Origin of the sequence: Mycobacterium kyorinense, from assembly GCF_002101735.1 — a bacterium.
In the GTDB taxonomy this organism is placed as follows: domain Bacteria; phylum Actinomycetota; class Actinomycetes; order Mycobacteriales; family Mycobacteriaceae; genus Mycobacterium; species Mycobacterium kyorinense.
Genome location: NZ_LQPE01000143.1, coordinates 197,244 through 214,560, shown reverse-complemented (window position 1 = coordinate 214,560; position 17,317 = coordinate 197,244). Strand labels below are relative to the sequence as shown.

The 17,317-nt window shown below is 67.2% G+C and carries 15 protein-coding genes and 1 pseudogene; 6 read left to right on the top strand and 10 right to left on the bottom strand.

Translation table 11 applies throughout. The features are described from left to right. Positions 1 to 108: 108 nt before the first annotated feature. On the top strand, positions 109 to 1,467 hold the full coding sequence (locus tag AWC14_RS19520; RefSeq protein WP_057003153.1) for a hypothetical protein: 1,359 nt from the start codon (positions 109 to 111) through the stop codon (positions 1,465 to 1,467). Here the strand turns inward: AWC14_RS19520 and AWC14_RS19515 are convergent. Together AWC14_RS19515 and AWC14_RS19510 are read right to left on the bottom strand one after the other, a co-directional pair. After that, the gene (locus AWC14_RS19515; RefSeq protein WP_428838989.1) at positions 1,464 to 4,244 is read right to left on the bottom strand and encodes a (Fe-S)-binding protein; all 2,781 of its coding nucleotides are present in this window, start codon (positions 4,242 to 4,244) and stop codon (positions 1,464 to 1,466) included. The two genes, AWC14_RS19520 and AWC14_RS19515, sit on opposite strands and share 4 nt — an antisense overlap. A gap of 182 nt (positions 4,245 to 4,426) precedes the next feature. Next, positions 4,427 to 6,310: an Hsp70 family protein gene (locus tag AWC14_RS19510; RefSeq protein WP_045376715.1), complete on the bottom strand. Its 1,884-nt coding sequence runs from the start codon at positions 6,308 to 6,310 to the stop codon at positions 4,427 to 4,429. Positions 6,311 to 6,791: 481 nt separating this feature from the next. Between AWC14_RS19510 and AWC14_RS30260 the strand changes: the two are divergent. After that, positions 6,792 to 6,884 (top strand): annotated as a pseudogene (locus AWC14_RS30260) (IniB N-terminal domain-containing protein); the annotation flags it as partial. Positions 6,885 to 7,652: 768 nt separating this feature from the next. Here AWC14_RS30260 and AWC14_RS30005 read toward each other — a convergent pair. Both AWC14_RS30005 and AWC14_RS29745 read right to left on the bottom strand, forming a co-directional pair. Next, complete coding sequence (locus AWC14_RS30005; RefSeq protein WP_272947957.1) at positions 7,653 to 7,784, bottom strand: hypothetical protein; 132 nt, start codon at positions 7,782 to 7,784, stop codon at positions 7,653 to 7,655. After that, positions 7,785 to 7,991, bottom strand: a complete 207-nt coding sequence (locus AWC14_RS29745) for a hypothetical protein (RefSeq protein ID WP_156419147.1) — start codon at positions 7,989 to 7,991, stop codon at positions 7,785 to 7,787. Between the two features lie 383 nt (positions 7,992 to 8,374). Here AWC14_RS29745 and AWC14_RS19495 point away from each other — a divergent pair, with 383 nt between their 5' ends. Next, positions 8,375 to 10,204: a dynamin family protein gene (locus AWC14_RS19495; RefSeq protein WP_045376717.1), complete on the top strand. Its 1,830-nt coding sequence runs from the start codon at positions 8,375 to 8,377 to the stop codon at positions 10,202 to 10,204. Next, a complete protein-coding gene (gene iniC, locus AWC14_RS19490) occupies positions 10,201 to 11,694 on the top strand; it encodes an isoniazid-induced dynamin-like GTPase IniC (protein WP_057003151.1) in 1,494 nt (497 codons plus the stop codon). The genes AWC14_RS19495 and iniC overlap by 4 nt, the downstream gene beginning before the upstream one ends. On the opposite strand, the gene AWC14_RS29030 is transcribed toward iniC, so the two are convergent. The 6 genes from AWC14_RS29030 to AWC14_RS19460 form a co-directional block, all read right to left on the bottom strand. After that, complete coding sequence (locus AWC14_RS29030) at positions 11,684 to 12,076, bottom strand: hypothetical protein (protein ID WP_052425544.1); 393 nt, start codon at positions 12,074 to 12,076, stop codon at positions 11,684 to 11,686. The two genes, iniC and AWC14_RS29030, sit on opposite strands and share 11 nt — an antisense overlap. A gap of 19 nt (positions 12,077 to 12,095) precedes the next feature. Then, entirely contained in the window at positions 12,096 to 12,722 is a 627-nt protein-coding gene (locus tag AWC14_RS29025) for an oligopeptide transporter substrate-binding protein (protein ID WP_162835651.1), read from the bottom strand. Between the two features lie 66 nt (positions 12,723 to 12,788). Then, positions 12,789 to 13,283, bottom strand: coding sequence for a hypothetical protein (locus AWC14_RS19475; protein ID WP_045376723.1), 495 nt, complete (start codon positions 13,281 to 13,283; stop codon positions 12,789 to 12,791). Between the two features lie 13 nt (positions 13,284 to 13,296). Beyond that, positions 13,297 to 14,226 carry an LLM class F420-dependent oxidoreductase gene (locus AWC14_RS19470; protein ID WP_081968074.1) on the bottom strand — a complete coding sequence of 310 codons (930 nt, stop codon included), beginning with the start codon at positions 14,224 to 14,226 and terminating at the stop codon, positions 13,297 to 13,299. 20 nt (positions 14,227 to 14,246) lie between these two features. Then, complete coding sequence (locus tag AWC14_RS19465; RefSeq protein ID WP_045376729.1) at positions 14,247 to 14,798, bottom strand: hypothetical protein; 552 nt, start codon at positions 14,796 to 14,798, stop codon at positions 14,247 to 14,249. 51 nt (positions 14,799 to 14,849) lie between these two features. Beyond that, a complete protein-coding gene (locus tag AWC14_RS19460; protein ID WP_045376750.1) occupies positions 14,850 to 15,563 on the bottom strand; it encodes an MBL fold metallo-hydrolase in 714 nt (237 codons plus the stop codon). 52 nt (positions 15,564 to 15,615) lie between these two features. On the opposite strand from AWC14_RS19460, the gene AWC14_RS19455 reads away from it, so the two are divergent. Together AWC14_RS19455 and AWC14_RS19450 are read left to right on the top strand one after the other, a co-directional pair. Beyond that, positions 15,616 to 16,611 carry an LLM class flavin-dependent oxidoreductase gene (locus AWC14_RS19455; RefSeq protein ID WP_057003150.1) on the top strand — a complete coding sequence of 332 codons (996 nt, stop codon included), beginning with the start codon at positions 15,616 to 15,618 and terminating at the stop codon, positions 16,609 to 16,611. Positions 16,612 to 16,664: 53 nt separating this feature from the next. Then, positions 16,665 to 17,270, top strand: coding sequence for a TetR/AcrR family transcriptional regulator (locus AWC14_RS19450; RefSeq protein WP_045376732.1), 606 nt, complete (start codon positions 16,665 to 16,667; stop codon positions 17,268 to 17,270). The last annotated feature ends 47 nt before the right edge of the window (positions 17,271 to 17,317 follow it).

Sequence of the window (17,317 nt, the reverse complement as noted above, 5' to 3'; positions counted from 1 at the left end):
CGGGCATGTGCCCGAAAAACCGCAGGAAAACAGGTAGCCGATTACTCACGCGCCGGGTTGCTGCGTCGCCGTACAGTGCCGCCATCACCGAACATGTGAGGCGCAGCGATGAAGCTCAAACTCGAGACAAACCTCGGTCGAGACGGCCACGAGCCGGCGGTCGCAGCACAACCATCGGAACCCGACGTCACCGTCGGCAGCTTGCCCAAATCGCTACGGATCCTGCTTGCTTGCTGGGTCGGCATCAACGCCGGGCTCGTCGTCGCACTGGCGGTCTGGAATGCGACGCTGACGACGTCCGCGTGGGATCTGATCGGGACCGCCCTGCTGTTGGGCATCGGTATCACCTGCGCGCTGGCCTTCGGTCAGATCGTCAGGGGCTCACCCAACGCTCTGATGACCGCCATGGTGAGCCAGATCTTCATCATGGGTCTGGCGGCCTACGTGTGGCTGGTCGACCAGCGCAGCCCCGTCAGCCAACTGCTGGGGATAACCGGCGTCGCATTGACGTTCGGCGGGATCGCGCTGATCTGGGTGCTCTACCTCGGTCGCTATGCGCGCACTGCCGTCACGAAGGGCGCTGCGGTGGTTGTCGCGCTATTCCCGTTGATCGGTCTGGTGCAGTTCTGGATGCAGACCCAGTACCTGCCCGAGGCCTCAAGCCCGCTCGTCGACGTCGATACCGAGTTGTCACCGATGGGCTCGACGGGTCCGATCATCCACTTGTTGGCGAAAGTGACGCTGCACAACCGCGGTTCTGTCCAGGTCGACATGCCTGCAGGGCTGATCCGCGTCACGTCCTACCACGTTGGAACGCCGACCGAGCCCGCCACTAGCGAGGCACTGCTGGCCGGATTGGATCCGAGTGGAAGGTCAATGAGAGATGACTACCGCGAAAAGCCAACTCTACCAAGAGATTCGACGTTGCTGTACGCCACGATCATCGCCGCGTCTTACGAGGACAGCTTTCTCAATCCAGGCGAAACCGGGGACTACAAGCGAGTGATCGACGTGGACTCCCGAACCGTTCGGCTGGTACGTCTGTCGGTGGAAGCGACACTCGTCACCCATCGAATGATGCAGGAAACTCGCTCGTGCTACTCGCCTCAAGTGTCCTTCTCGCAGGATCCGGAGGCGTTCTTGTCGGAGGCGGGAAAGCTTCACGTGTGGGGACAAGCCGGAGCGCGTGTGTTGTGCACTGAGAGTCAGTTCGCATCGACAGGAGCCATCCAGGACCTGGTCTCGGATCATCCGGTCGTGAGGATGCTTACCGTGGTCGACAACCCGAGCCACATCGTAGAAGTGCCGACGTTGCTGCCGTTCTTTGGAACCCGTGAAGCCGTCGATGATCCGTTCACACACATCGCCACGCTGACCCAGGTTGGAAACGCTACTCCAGCCACCCTTTTCCGGGATTCGGCGGAGTACGCGCCGGCGGACGCCGACGTACTCCGTGGCGCCGGCTAGCGCTTGCCCGGCGGGCGTGCGCCGCGGGCGATGCCGAGCCCCTTGACCGGCGGCGTGGTGGCTTCGCCGTCACCTTCCTTGGTCGCGGGCGCGGCCTGGGATTCCGCTTCCGGCTCTTTCTTCGGCTCGGCAGCCGGTTGCGCGGGTGCGGCGGTCTTCTTGGAGCCGGGTCGTTTGGCTCCGGCCGCGATGCCCAGGCCCTTGACCGGTGCGGCAGGCGCTTTGGCTTCTTCGGCCTTCGGCTCTTCGGCGGCCGGCGCTTTTGCGGCCTCCGGTTGTGCGGGGGCCGCGGCCTTCTTGGCTCCGGGTCGTTTTGCGCCGGCAGCCAGGCCCAGCCCCTTAGCCGGTGCGGCCGGGGCTTTGGCCTCTTCGGCGGCCGGTGCTGCCGCGGATTGCGTTGGCGCGGCTGCTTTCTTGGCCCCCGGTCGCTTGGCTCCGCCAGCGATACCCAAACCGGTGACCGCCTTCGTGGCCTTTTCGGGAGCGGGTTCGGCTGTCTCAGCCGGCTTTTCGGCGGGTGCCGCCGTGGTCGCGGGCGCCGCCTCGGCCTTCGGTGCGGCCTTGGGTGCGGCCTTGGCGGCCTCTTCGGCGGCGGTTCCCTTGGCAGGCAGCGTGATGTTGCTGCGATCGATGGACTCCAGCAGCAGGTTGGCCACGTCGCGCACGTCGACGTCCTCGCGCCCGGCCGCCTCGGCGCGGTCGTTGACGCCGTCGCTGACCATCACCCGGCAGAACGGGCACGCTGTGGCGACGGTGGTGGCGCCGGTGGCCAGCGCCTCGTCCACCCGCTCGTGGTTGATCCGCTTGCCGATGTGCTCTTCCATCCACATGCGGGCACCGCCGGCGCCGCAGCAGAAGCTGCGATCGGCGTGGCGCGGCATTTCGGTCAGCGTCGCGCCGGAAGCCCCGATCAGCTCACGCGGCGCCTCGTAGACCTTGTTGTGCCGGCCCAGATAACACGGGTCGTGGTAGGTGATCGAAGGGCCGCTGCCGTTGCCGTCGACCGGTTTGACCGGCACCAGCTTCTTGTCGCGCACCAACCGGTTGAGCAGCTGGGTGTGGTGCAGCACCGTGTAGTTGGCGCCCAGCTGTTTGTATTCGCGCCCAAGGGTATTGAAACAGTGCGGGCAGGTCACCACGATCTTGCGGTCGACGGTCTCCACGCCCTCGAAGACCCCGTCCAGCGTCTCGACGGCCTGCTGGGCCAGCTGCTGGAACAAGAACTCGTTGCCCGAGCGGCGGGCAGAGTCGCCGTTACAGGTTTCGCCCGTGCCGAGCACCATGTACTTCACCCCGGCGATGGCCAGCAGTTCGGCGACGGCCTTTGTGGTCCGCTTCGCCTTGTCGTCGTAGGCGCCGGCACAACCCACCCAGAACAGGTACTCGTAGCCGTCGAAGGACTCGACGTCCTCGCCGTAGACCGGGACGTCGAAGTCGACCTCGCTGATCCAGTTGGTGCGGTCGCCGGCGTTCTGGCCCCACGGATTGCCTTTGGTCTCAAGGTTTTTGAACAGCACCGAGAGCTCGGAGGGGAACTCCGACTCCATCATCACCTGGTAGCGGCGCATGTCGACGATGTGGTCGATGTGCTCGATGTCCACCGGGCACTGCTCGACGCAAGCGCCGCACGTCACGCACGACCACAACACGTCGGGGTCGATCACGCCGCCCTGCTCGGCGGTGCCCACCAGCGGACGGCTGGCTTGCTCGGGACCCGAGCCAGGAACCCGGCCGAATCCGGATTCCGGGACGTGGTGGCCCTCCCCGCGACCGGACTCGATGTAGCCGCCCTCCGCGTCGGCTTCCTTCTCACCAAGGATGTAGGGCGCCTTGGCCATCCAGTGGTCGCGCAGATCCATGATGACGAGCTTGGGCGACAACGGTTTTCCGGTGTTCCACGCCGGACACTGCGACTGGCAGCGCCCACACTCGGTGCAGGTGGCGAAGTCGAGCATCGCCTTCCAGGAAAAGTCTTCGATCTTACCGCGGCCGAATTCGGCCTCGTCGGGCGGGTTTTCGAAGTCGATCGGCTTGCCGTCCGCCTCGATCGGCAGCAGCGGGCCCAGCCCGTCGGGCAGTCGCTTGAAGGCGACGTTGATGGGCGCCACAAAGATGTGCAGGTGCTTGGAGTGCAGCACGATGATCAGGAATGCCAGCATGACCCCGATGTGCAGCAGCAGCGCCACCGTCTCCAGGATCTCGTTGCCGGTGTGGCCGAGCGGGCTCAGTATCTTGCCGAACAGATGCGACAGGAACGCCCCTTTGCCGTAGGGAAGGTTGCCCAGGTAGGACGCCGCGCCACGCAACAGGCAGTAGGTCCACACGACGTTGAAGATCATGAACAGAATCAGCCACGCGCCTCCGGTGTGCGAGCCGTAGAAACGCGACGTGCGGCCGAGCTCCTTGGGATTGCGCTTGAGACGGATGACCGCGAACGTGGCGATACCCAGAGTCACCGCGACCACGAAGAAGTCCTGTAAGAAGCCCAGCGCGTCCCACGTCCCGACCAGCGGGATGTGGAAATGCGGGCTGAACAGCAGGCCGTATGCCTCGATGTAGACGGTGAGCAGCACGAAGAACGCCCACATGGTGAAGAAGTGCGCCAGGCCTGGAATGGTCCACTTCAACAGGCGGCGCTGGCCGGGTACCTCGGCCACCTCGACCTCGATGCGCGCGCCGACCTCGTCGGTGCGTCCGCTGGCTGGTTGGCCGGACATGATGAGTTTGGCCAGCCAACCGACCCGGCGGGCGGCAAACAGCAGCACGATCGCTGTCATGCCGAGGCCGACTACCAGTCTGATCAGCGTCTGCGTCTCCACGGAGCATCTCCAATTCGGGCGTTACTGAGCGGTAACTTATCCAATGTTACTGGCTGGTAACCATCCGGCCGTGCCTGCTCAGGCCTGCTTGGCCTGCTCATAGTGACATCTTCGTCGTGCCGACCGCGACAAAGGCTGCCCTAACTTGGAAACGGCGGGTAATGGCCATAGGTCGGCCTGACCGGGACCAATGGCGGCACCTGAGCCGTCGTGCTGGGCGGTACCACCGGCGGATACATGGGATAGCTGAAGGTCGGCGGGGTTGTGGTCGTGGTGGGGTAGGTGGTTGACGGGCGGGTGGTCGTGGTGGTCGGCACCGTGGTGGTCGTGGTCGGCACCGTGGTTGTTGTGGTGGGCACCGTGGTCCGGGTGGTTGTCGGTGGTTCGGTGGTCGTCGGCGGTGGCGGCGGGACCGCGGACTCAGTGGGACTGGGGTTCGACGGTGTTTCGGTGTCGGTCGCCGGTGGCGGCGCGGGAGGCAGCGAGCCGACGCTGGGCAGTGTGCTCGGCGTGGGTAGGGGTTTTTGGGTGGGTCCGTGGTCGGTGGAGCTCAACTTGAACACCACCACGCCGGCTATGAGCAGCGCGACCAGGGCCGCCGTGGCGACCATGCTGAACAAGACGCCCGAGCGCTTGTGTCGCCGCGCCGGTTCGGGTGCAGCGGCGTAGTCGGCAGGGGCGGGTTCGGACGTCGCGGGTGGCGGAGCGGCCGTCGTGCTGCGGCCGTATTCGCCGCTGTGATCCTCGCCGTGATAGGGCAGTGACTCCTCGCCGCTGGACGCCTCCTGTGACCAGGCCAGCGCGCGGTAGGTCGCCGATGGGGCGCCGTCGTCGACCGATTCGCCGGCAGCCGCAGCGGCCGCACCCGCTGCCCACGCGGCGGGGGCGACGTTGGTCGGAACGGGCGCGTCAAATTCGGTCGGGGCCGCAGCGGCACCGCCCGGGGCAAGCGCGGTGGGCTGCGCGCCGGTCGGAGCACCCATGCCGTTAGGCGCAGCGGCAGACGATTTCTGCTCCGCAAGCACCGCCGCGCCAATCGCGGCGCTCAGCGCCGGGTGTGGCGTGGTGACCACCGGTGCCTGTAACCGCTGCTCGAGTTGTTGGGTGACCAACGGGATACACGCACCACCGCCGACCGTCGCGATCGCGGCCAGCCTTGCCGGCGGAATTTGATTGCGCCGCAAGACGTCTTCGACATTGCAGACGAATCGGCCCAGCGGGTCGGCGATCAGGCGCTCAAGTTCCGTGCGGAGGAAGCGGATGTCGTCGGCCGCGCCGGGCGTCTCGGCCGGGATGACCGCGACCGTCGCGGCAGACAGTTGTTCCTTGGCGCGTCGGCATTCTTCGATAAGCCGGGACAGCGTGCCGACCGGCGCAGTCCCCGCCGCGTCGGAATGCGCGACGACGCGCGCCTGTATGTGGCTGAGGATGGCCTGGTCGATCCGGTTGCCGGAGAAGTCGGGGTAGCGCAGTGTTTGGCCGATGTGCTGGAAATTCGCTGCCGCATCGGTCAGCGTGACGCTGGTGCCGCTGGCGCCGAAGTCGCACAGCGCAACGATCCCGTCGGTGGGGAACCCGGGTTTGGCGTAGAGCGCGGCAAGCGCTGCCGTGGCGTCGGAGATCAGAGTCGGCGCCGCGCCAGCGGTGAGGGATTGTTTGGTGCCCAATGCTTCTCGCAGTGTCCCGACGGTGGTGGGGTTCCAGTGCGCCGGGACCGCGATCGTCACCGGTGCCCCGTAGCCGACGGTGCGGGCCATCGCGTCGAGCGCTTCGACCGCCAGCGCCTCGCTGCTGTGGCTGGATCCGTCGGGAGCGATCAGCGGAGTCGGGTCGCCGATCTGCTCGACGAACCCGCTCAGCACCAGGCCGGGTTCGGTGAGGTTCGGGTTGTCCTCCGGCGTTCCTACTTCCGGTGGCCGGTGGCCGAACAGCGTCAGCACGGATCGGCGCGTCACCGGCGCGCTGCCCACTCGTGCCGCGACCAGGTTGGCCATCCCGACGGACAACCCGAGCGCGTCGGTCATATGTCGTAAACCCCTGTAAATCGGTTGTGTGGTGATCGTCGGCGCCGGTACCCCATGGGTGAGGACGGACGGATCCGGGCCTCATCGACGATTCCCCCGTAACCGTTTCCTCCGATGCGGCGTTCCCTAATCCTGCGGCCGCGTCAGTTGGTCGCCCGCTCGCCACGAATTGTTCATGGGAGTTCGCTTTGCGTTTCCTGTGGGTCCAGGGGCAGCGGTCGGGTAGCCGGTTGACGACGCCGGCGTTGTCTTTGGGTGTGGTCGACGGGCCGGCGACCTGTGTCGACGGTCCGCACCGGGTTGGGCGCGGCCTTGTCGGCGGATCATCCCGCGCCTAGCTTCTGCTAATGCAGCGCATTGGTCGGTCTAAAGAAGTGGTCTCGGTCGGACTCGCCGGGCCGACTCGGGCTGCCGGAGGACGCATATCGGGGCTCTAAGATCGCCGAGGACTTCACCGAGACCCATCGAAAGGCGCTCTGACATGACCTCTTTGATCGACTACATCCTCGATCTCTTCCGGAACGAGGATGCGGCCCGGGCATTTGTTGCCTCTCCCGAGCAGGCGATGAGTGACGCGGGATTGGCAGGGGTGTCCGCCGAGCAGGTCTCGTCGGTGGCGGCCACGGCAGTGCCCGGCCTGACGATCGACAGCGCCGACCCGATGGCGGGCCTGCAGCAGGCGGTCTCCAGCCAGTTTGGGTTTGCCTCGCCGTCGTTCTCGGCTAACGACGGCGGGTTCGTAGACGGCGGCGCCGGCCTCAGCGGCGGCGGGGAGGCCGGCGCCTGGATGGGCGGCGGCGCGGGGCTGAGCGAATCGGTTGGGTTCGGCGTCGACGCCGGTTTCGGTGTCGGTGGGGGTTTCGGCGCGCAAGCAGGTTTCGGTATGGGCGGGGGCTTCGGTGGTGAGGCCGGCGGGAGCTTTGGCGGTGGGCTCGGTGGTGACGCTGGTGGTGGTTTTGGTTGGCAGGGCGGTGCTGGCGGCGAGGTTGGTGGGGGGTTCGACGGTGACGGACGGGGTGAGGCCGGAATCGACGGCGGCGGCCAGGTCGGAGGTCGATTCGGCGGCGGTGCTCATGCCGGTGGCGGTGCCGGCGGCCAAGCCGGTGGCGGTGGCCAGGCAGGAGCCGGAGCCGGCGGTCAGGCCGGCGCGGGCGGACAGCTCAGCGGTGGTGCGGGTCTGGGCGGTGCCGGTGGTGCGCAATTCGGCGGCTCGTTCGGCGGCGTCGGTGCGGGTGGTCAAACCGGTGCTCTTGGAGGCGCGACGTTCGGTGCCGGCGGTGGTGCCGGTTTGAGCGCTGACGGAAGCTCGGGCCTTGGTGTCGGCGGTGCGCAGGTGAGCAGTTCACTGGGCGGTGTGGGAGGCCTCAGCGCCCAAGCCGGTGCGGCCGGTAGCGCTGCATTTGCCGCGGCGGCCGGCGGTGGCGGCGGTAACTTCCTCGCCGACGAAAGCGCCGCGCTCAGCGGCGGGACTCATCTAACTGGTGGGCTGGGAGCCGGTGGGCAGGCCGCGGGTGGTGGCCCCGGTCTCGGCGCGGGCGGCGAAGCTGGAGGCGGAGTTCAGGGTGGTGCCGGTTTCGCAAGTCAGGGCGGCTTCGGTGGCCAGGCCGGCGCGGGTGGCCAGACCAGCGCGGGCGGCGCCGCGACGGTCGGCGCCGGCGGCCATGGCGACAACCTCAGCCACGAAAGCACCTCGCTAGCCGGCGCCACCAACGTCACTAGTCAGGGCAGCGTCATCCACGACAGCGGCTCAGTAACAGCCGGTCATGCCGCATCTGGCTCGGTCATCCAGAATTCGGAAAGCACTGCGCACCAAGGTGTCTCGAGCTCGGTCAGCGCCAGTCAGGGGTCGACGTTCGAAACACACTCCGCCGTCGGCGCTCCGGATCACTCGGTCTTCGACGCATCCGGCCAGTCGGGCGTCGACGCATCAAGCCATTCGGTGTTCGACGGCAGCCACGACGTGTCGCTGTCGCACAGCACAGCGGCGGAAACCGATGCGGCGGTGCACCACCCCGTCGACCCGCACGCCGGGTTCTGATCGCGAGCAAGAAGCAGGGCGACCCGGTGACCCAGCCCGCTGACCCGCGTCGGGTGGCGGTGATCGTCGAACTGATCGATCACACCAGCAAAATCGCCGGCCTCAACAATCGCGAAGACTTGGTGCAGCGGTTGGCGCAGGCACGCGAGCGCATCACCGATCCGCAGATCCGGGTCGTGATCGCCGGGCAGCTCAAGCAGGGCAAGAGCCAGCTCCTCAACTCGCTGCTGAATATGCCGGTCGCCCGGGTGGGTGACGACGAGGCGACGGTGCTGACCACCGTCGTCGGCTACGGCGCGCAACCGTCGGCCCGAATCGTCGTCCGAAAACCCAACGGGGAAGAGGAATCCGTCAGCATCCCCGTCGCCGACATCCAGACGGATGTGCGACGGGCGCCCCAGGCCGCGGGCCGGGAAGTCCTACGGATCGAGGTCAGCGCGCTCAGCCCGATGCTGCAGGGCGGGCTGACGTTCATCGACACCCCGGGCGTGGGCGGGCACGGTCAGCCGCACCTGTCGGCGACGCTGGGGCTGTTGCCCGCCGCCGACGCGATGCTGATGGTCAGCGACACCAGCCAGGAGTTGACCGAGCCGGAAATGCGGTTCGTGCAGCAGGCCCACCGGATCTGCCCCGTGGGGTTGATTCTCGCCACCAAGATCGACCTGTATCCGCACTGGCGCGAGATCGTCAAAACCAACATGGGTCACCTGCAACGCGCCCGAGTACCGATGCCCGTCGTCCCCGTCTCGTCGCTACTGCGCAGCCACGCAATCCAACTCAACGACAAGGAACTCAACAACGAGTCCAACTTCCCCGCAATCGTTCGATTCCTCAGCGACACAGTGCTGTCCCGCGAGAATAACCGGGTGCGCGACCAAGTATTGGACGAGATCCGCTCGGCTGCAGAGCATTTGATGCTTTCGGTAACCGCTGAGCTGTCGGCCTTCGACGACCCGCAACGGCGGCTCACCGAGGACCTCGAGCAGCGCAAGCGCGAGGCCGAGGACGCTTTGCAGCAAAGCGCCCTCTGGCAACAGGTGCTCAACGACGGCATCAGCGACCTCACCGCCGACGTCGACCACGACCTGCGGGCGCGGTTTCGCGCGATCACCGAACACGCCGAGCGCACGATCGACTCCTGCGACCCGACCCGGCATTGGGCCGAGATCGGCGCCGAGGTGGAGAACGCGATCGCCACTGCCGTGGGGGATAACTTTGTGTGGGCTTATCAACGGGCCCGGACGCTTGCCGACGATGTGGCCCGCAGCTTCATGGAGGTGGGACTGGGCGCGGTCGCCCTGCCGGAGCTCAGCGCCCGAGCGATGGGTGCGGATTTCGGGCAGCTCAAATCGCTGGCCCGCCTCGAGACGAAGCCGGCGGGCAAGGGCCACAAGGTGATCACCGGCATGCGCGGCTCGTACGGCGGCATGGTGATGTTCGGCATGCTGTCCTCGGCGGTGGCGGGGCTGGGCATGTTCAACCCGTTGTCGGTAGGCGCCGGTTTGCTTTTGGGCCGGCACGCCTACAAGGAGGACAAGGAAAACCGGCTGCTGCGCGCCCGCAACGAGGCCAAGACGAACGTGCGCCGCTTTGTCGACGATGTGTCGTTTGTGGTGGGCAAGGAGTCACGCGACCGGCTCAAGGTGATCCACCGTCAGCTGCGCGATCACTACCGCAGCATCGCCAATCAGGCCACCCGGTCGCTGAACGAGTCGCTGCAAGCCAGCATTGCCGCGGCACGCTTGCAGGAAGCCGAGCGCGACAACCGAATTCGCGAATTAGAGCGTCAACTCGACATCCTCAACCAGGTCACCGCCAACGTGGATGCCCTCGCACCCCCGGCGGCCGTGGTGTGAGCACCAGCGAACAGGTCCGCGCCATCCTGGGCGGGACCATCCGCGCCTACCAAGGCGACCCGGCGTACCGCGGCCGTCCCGACGTGTTCTCCGCACTCGAACGCATCGGTGCGCGGCTGGGTGAACCGATGCGCATCGCGCTTGCCGGCACGCTCAAGGCGGGCAAGTCAACATTGGTCAATGCGCTTGTCGGACAAGACATTGCCCCCACCGACGCCACTGAGGCCACCCGGATCGTGACGTGGTTTCGGCACGGCCCCACTCCCAAAGTCACCGCCAACCACCGCGGCGGGCGCCGCTGCAACGTGCCGATCACCCACGACGGCGGGCTCACCTTCGACCTGAGCCGCCTAGACCCCGCCAATGTGGTCGATCTGGATGTGCAGTGGCCCGCCCCAGAGCTGATCGACATCACGATCATCGACACCCCGGGCACGTCGTCGTTGGCCCGCGACGTCTCCGAGCGCACCCTGCGGCTGCTGGTACCCGAAGACGGCGTGCCGCGAGTCGATGCGGTGGCGTTCCTGTTGCGCACTCTCAACGCCGCCGACATCGCGTTGCTCAAGCAGATCGGCGATCTGGTCGGCACCTCGGCGGGAGCGCTGGGCATCATCGGGGTGGCGTCGCGCGCCGACGAGATTGGTGCCGGGCGAATCGACGCGATGCTGTCGGCCAAGGATGTCGCTGCCCGGTTCACCGCCGAGATGAACCAGACCGGGATCTGTCAGGCGGTGGTGCCGGTGTCGGGGCTGTTAGCACTGACCGCGCGCACGCTGCGACAGTCGGAATTCGTTGCGCTGCAAAAGCTTGCCGCGGTCGATGCCACCGAGCTCAACAAGGCCATGCTGAGCGTGGACCGCTTCGCCCGCCCCGGCAGCGCATTGCCGGTGGATGGCGGTACCCGCAGGCAACTGGTGGAGAGGTTCGGCATGTTCGGCATCCGCATCTCGCTCGCCGTGTTGCGGTCCGGTGTCGGCGACGCGGCGGGTCTGGCCGACGAGCTGTTGAAACGCAGCGGGCTGGTGGCCCTGCGTGAGGTGATCGACCAGCAATTCGCGCAGCGCGCCGACATGCTCAAGGCGCACACGGCGCTGGTGTCGTTGCGGCGATTCGTCGAGGCTCACCCGATCGCGGCCACGCCCTACGTCATCGCCGACATCGACCCGCTGCTGGCCGACACCCACGCCTTCGAGGAGCTTCGACTGCTAAGCCAATTGTCTTCGCGGCAAACAACTTTGAACGACGACGAGATGGCCTCGCTGCGTCGCATCATCGGCGGGTCGGGCACCGACACGGCCAGCCGGCTCGGCCTGTCCGCCGGGGCAAGCTATGACGGTCCGCGCGCGGCGTTCGCCGCTGCCCAACGCTGGCGCCGTCGCGCGGAACACCCCCTCAATGACCCTTTCACCACCAGGGCATGCCGTGCGGCGGTGCGCAGCGCCGAGGCGATCGTCGCCGAATATCAAGGCGCACAGACTCTTAGGGGTTGACGCCGGGTACGTGGATGGGGGGTAGATCGTCCCACCAGTGATGCTTCGGCGCGCTCGTCACAGGCGGTGGCGGCGCTTGCGTGGTCCATCGCGGGGCCGTGGTTGTCGGTTCCACGGTCGTGGTCGTGGTGGTCGTGGTGGTTGTGATGGTGGTTGTGGTCGTGGTGGTAGTAGTGGTCGTCGTCGTCGTGGTGGGGGAGGGCGCTTCGCCTCCGCCGCCAGTCGCCAGCACGACGAGACCCCAGATGATCACCCCGATCAGGAAGACGACCAGCAGACCCCATCCCGCCAGTGCCCACGGCTTGAGGTACCACGGTGACGGGTCGTCAGCCCGAATGAACGGGTCGTCGCCGCCGTTGTCGGGTGGTTCGGTCCCCTTCACGGGAAGCGATCGTATCGGCTCAGAGCCCTGGCGGCAGCGTGATCGGCGGCAACGTGATCACCGACGGCGGGGTGAAGGCGCCGGGTGGCGCTGATGTGGTGGTGGCCGTCGTCGTCGGCGCGGTGGTGGTCGTGGTGGTTGTCGTCGTGGTGGTCGTAGTCGTAGTCGTCGTAGTCGTGGTGGTGGTGGTGGTCGTCGTTGTCGGCACTGTCGTGGTGGTGGGCGCGGGGGTGGCGGGCGGAACGACCGGCGCAGCGGACGTCGTAGTGGGTGGCGCCGTCGTGGTGGTGGTCGTCGACGACGTCGTGGTGGTGGGGGTCTTGCCGTGCCCGCTCGTCAGCTGGAGGATTCCCCAAACGATCAGGGCGATCAGGATCGCGACCGCGACACCCCAGGCGATCAGCGCCGCAGGCCTGCGATGCCAAGGCGTGGCTTCGGCCGGCGGTTCCGCTTCGCCCTCGTCGTATGCCGGTTCGGGCTCGTATCCGCCGTAATCAGGCGCGTACTGGGTCGGCTCGCCGCTTTCGCGGTAGTTCGGCGCGTATTGGGTCGGCTCGCCACCCTGGTCGTAGCCGCCCTGGCCGTACCTGGGGCCATATTGGGTCGGCTCGTCGCCGCCGTTGCCTGGGGGTTCGTAGCCTGCCACGGTCGCCGATGGTAGCCATCGGGATCGCAAAAACGCTGATGCCACGCGGGCGGCGGGCCGAGCGTGTCAGATGTGCGGCGGCAGCGTGATCACCGTGTGCGGCAACGTGATCGTCGACGGCAGCGGCGGCAACGGCGGCAGCTTGGGTATGTGAGGCGGCTCGTGGTGCGCCGGTGGCGGCCGCCCGGGCTGCGGCGCGACGGGAGCGTTGGTCGCCGGCGGCGGCGCCTCTTCGGTGCTGCTCGGCGACGGCGTTGTGGTGGTCGTGGTGGCTGTGGTCGACGGCGTTGTGGTGGTCGTCGAGGACGGAGTCGTCGAGGTGGTGGTGGCCGGACCGCCGCCACCGCCAGTGGAGAGCTGGATCAGGCCGTAAATGATCAATACGACCAGGATCGCAACCAGTGTGGCCCAGGCAGCCAGGAGCGATCGCTTGCGATACCAGGGGGGAGGCGGCTGCGGCTCGGATGCGTCGGCGGATTCGATAGGGCCGGTTGGCTGTTGCACCTCGGCCATCTGCGTCGGCTGTCTGCTCGGATCGTCCTGAGGACCGTAGCGGGCCACGTGTCGATCCTACTCAGAGCTGCCGCATGACCTCGTCGGCGAACAGCTGCAGGTGCTCCAGATCCGACATGTCGAGCAGTTGCATATACACCCGCTGCACGCCGATCTCGGCGAATGCGCCGAGGCGGTCGACGATCTCGCCGGGCGTGCCGACGAGCGGCGAGTTGGTCCGCATCTCGTCGAGCTCTCGGCAGATGGCGGCTGCCCGCCGGGTGAGTTCGGCGTCGTCGCGGCCGGCGCACAGCACGAACGCGGCCGAGTACGTCATCGAATCCGCCGACCGGCCGTTGGCGTCGACCGCGTCGGCGACGCGTCCGAATTGGGTTTTCACGGTGTCCAGCGACGCGAACGGAACGTTGAATTCGTCGGCGAACGTCGCCGCCAGAAGCGGTGTCCGCTTGGCCCCCAGACCGCCGATGATGATCGGCGGATGAGGCCGCTGGACCGGTTTGGGCAAGGCCGGGCAGTCGTTGAGCGCGTAGTGGGCGCCCGCGTAGTCGAATGTCTCGCCGTTTGGCGCCGTCCAGAGGCCGGTGATGAGTTCGAGTTGTTCGGTCAGCCGGGCGAAGCGCTCGCGTGGCGGCGGAAACGGGATCCCGTAGGCCTGGTGCTCACGCTCGAACCAGCCGGTGCCGAGCCCCAGTTCGACTCGTCCGCCGCTCATGTCGTCGACCTGGGCGACCGAGATCGCCAGCGGGCCGGGGTGGCGAAAGGTCGCCGAGGTGACGAGTGTGCCGAGCCGGATGGTGGAGGTCTCCCGGGCGATGCCGCCGAGCGTCACCCAGGAATCCGTCGGGCCGGGCAACCCGTCGCCGCTCATCGCCACGTAGTGATCGGACCGGAAAAACGCGGAGAAGCCCAGTGATTCGGTGGCCTGCGCGACGGCGAGCTGGGTCTCGTAGCTCGCACCTTGCTGGGGTTCGACGAATACGCGAAAGTCCACGACCGACAGACTATGCGGCTTTAGAACGTGTCGACTTTCTCGATGCTCACGAACATGCCGTGACCGGTGTGGTCATTGGTGAAGCGGGTGCCGCTCTGGCTGGCCGCGATCGTCCAGCCCTGCGCGTCGTAGGTGCGGTAGTCGATCGTGACCGCGGGGATGTCACCGAGATTGCCCAGCACCCAATGCACATCCCCGCTGGCGGTGATGCTGACGCCGTTGGCGTGCTCGCCGTCCTGCATCGGCGAGTTGGTGAACGGCGCTTCGCAGCCCACGTTGTCCTTGGCGATCTGGCAGCGCGTCTGCCCTGACTTCGTCTCGATGAAGACGTATCCGTCCGGGTCGGCCGGCAGCGGAATGGCGCCGGCAGGTGCCGTCGGACTCGGCGACGCCGGCTGGGACGGCTTTGCTGTCGGCGGCAGTGGCGGTCGGGCCTTCGGGTAGGAGGGTTCCGTTCGCCCGGCGCCCGGCGCGGCCGACGGCGTGCCGTCGACAGTGGAACCGCACCCGGCTATCAGAAGGCCGGCGATCAGCAGCCACGCACCCGCCAGTGCACACGTAAGCCTGGACATCTCATGGCACAGCCTACGACCGCAGTGACGTAAGTGACTGCAGTGACGCGCCTAGCGAGCCATTGCTGCGTAGCCCTCGGCCAGCCCGCGCAGCTGTCCGGCGCCGTCGCCGGTGAACGACGCGCCGTGCATCAGCGCCAACGTGGTCGGCTGCAATCGGGCCAACTGCTCCAGCGTGGGCGCCAGGTTCGTGGTCAGGCCGGTGGCATGGAACAGCTCCTCGGCTTCCAAAGCCGGTGCGACGCAATCGGATTCGGTTAGGGCAGGGCACTTGCCGGTGTGGGTGAGCAGATCACCGGCCAGCAGCGTCGACGTCGTGTCGTCGAACCACAGCCCGCTTTCCCAGTTGTGCGGCACGTGCGGGGTCGCGATGAACCGCAGCCGGTGCCCGCCGATATCGTGCGCGTCGCTGTCCGGGGCCACCACTGGAGGCCGGTCGCACATGTCGGTCAGCGACAGCATGATCGCCAGCGGACCCTGGATGACTTCGGCGTGTGGGGCGGCGGCCAGCAGCATGTTCATCGCCCCGCATTCGTCGGCCTCGATGTGGGCGAACGAGATCCACCGCAGCCGCTCCAGCGGGATCACCTTCCCGATGGCCTCCGACACCAGCGGGAAGAGCTGCCGCATGCCGCAGTGGAACAGGAACGGCTGCTCGCCGGCCAGCAGGAACTGGTTGAACGTAAAGCCGTGTTCGGTGATACCCGGTACCCACGTCGAAAGCCGGAAGATGCCGTCGGCGATTTCGTCGACGTCGGTGTGCAGCCCTGTGTTCATGCGTTCATCGTGCGCGCGGTCGTTCAGTAGTGTCCGGGCAATGGACATTTCATGCGCGTTCGCAACCTCGTCGGAGACTCCCGCGCACGTGGAGTTGGCCGAAACTCTGGGCTACCAGCGTGCCTGGCTCTATGATTCGCCGGCCATCCTCCCGGATGTGTGGATGGTGCTCAGCCGGTGCGCGGAGCGCACGTCGCGCATCGGCCTGGGGCCAGGAGTGCTGGTGCCCAGCCTGCGCCATCCGATGGTGAACGCCGCCGCCATCGCCGAACTGGTCGGACAAGCGCCCGGACGGGTGGCCGTGGCAATCGGCTCCGGCTTCACCGGCCGATTCGCGCTCGGCAAGAAGCCGATGCCGTGGCGACTGGTTGCCGAGTATGTCCGTTGCCTGCGGGCGCTTCTCGCGGGCCAAACCACCGAATGGGAGGGGGCGACGATACGCATGCTGCAGCTGCCCGGCTTCGGTGCCGAGCGGCCGATCGACGTGCCGATCCTGATCGGCGCGGACGGCCCGAAGGGTTTGGCCGTAGCGGCCGAACTCGGCGACGGCGTGTTCTCCGCCGCGCTGCCCCAACCCGATGCGGCCAAGGTCTTGCCGTGGCGGGCGCTGCTGGCATTCGGCACCGTGCTCGACAACGGCGAGGAGCTGACCTCTGCGCGGGTCGCCGATGCGGCGGGCCCGGGGGCGGTGGTGATGTACCACGCCACCTACGAACGCGGCGGCGCCGATGCCGTCGACGCTCTACCTGGTGGGCGTGCATGGCGTGAGGCGATCGAAGCCTATCCGGAGAACGAGCGGCATCTGGCGATCCACGAGGGACATCTGGTCAAGGCGAACCCGCGCGACGAGCCGCACGTCGCCGACCTGATCCCGTTCGCCAGCTCGACGGCGCTGACCGGCACTGCCGCGCAGGTCGCGCAGAAGATCGATCACCTCGCGTCACTCGGCGTCACCGAGATCGCCTACCAGCCGGCCGGATCCGACATCCCGCGCGAGCTACGGGCTTTCGCGTCGGCTGTCGGTCTGGCGAGCTAATTCGCCGCCGCGCCCGGCGGTACGGTACTGGACAGTACTTCGCGGACGGCTCTATCGTGGGCGCTGTGACCCAACTAGCCGATCATGCGGCCGAGTCACCGTGGTCGCCCCGGGAAACCGAGCTGCTGGCGGTGACGCTGCAACTGCTGCAAGAACACGGCTATGACCGGCTGACCGTGGACGCCGTCGCTGCCACCGCCCGCGCCAGCAAAGCGACCGTTTACCGGCGATGGCCATCGAAGGCGGAATTGGTGCTGGCGGCGTTCATCGAGGGCGTTCGCCAGGTCGCGGTTCCGCCGGAGACCGGCACCTTGCGTGGCGACCTGCTGCGGCTGGGCGAGGTGATCTGCCAGGAGGTTGGCCAAAATGCCGGCACCATCCGCGCCGTCCTGGTCGAGGTGTCGCGCAACCCCGCGCTCAACGAAGTCATGCAGCATCAGTTCATCGAGCAGCGCAAAGCGTTGATGCGTCATGTTCTGCGCGAGGCGGTCGATCGCGGGGAAATCCAGGAAGCCGCCATCAGCGACGAGTTGTGGGATCTCCTGCCCGGCTATCTCATCTTCCGGTCCGTCCTGCCCACTCGGCCGCCCACTGCCGAGACTGTGCAGACCCTGGTCGACGACGTCATCATCCCCAGCCTTATCCGGCCCCTGAAATGAAGCCTCTGATTTCCGCAGTGTGAACGACATCGTCTCTTGTGTGGTCC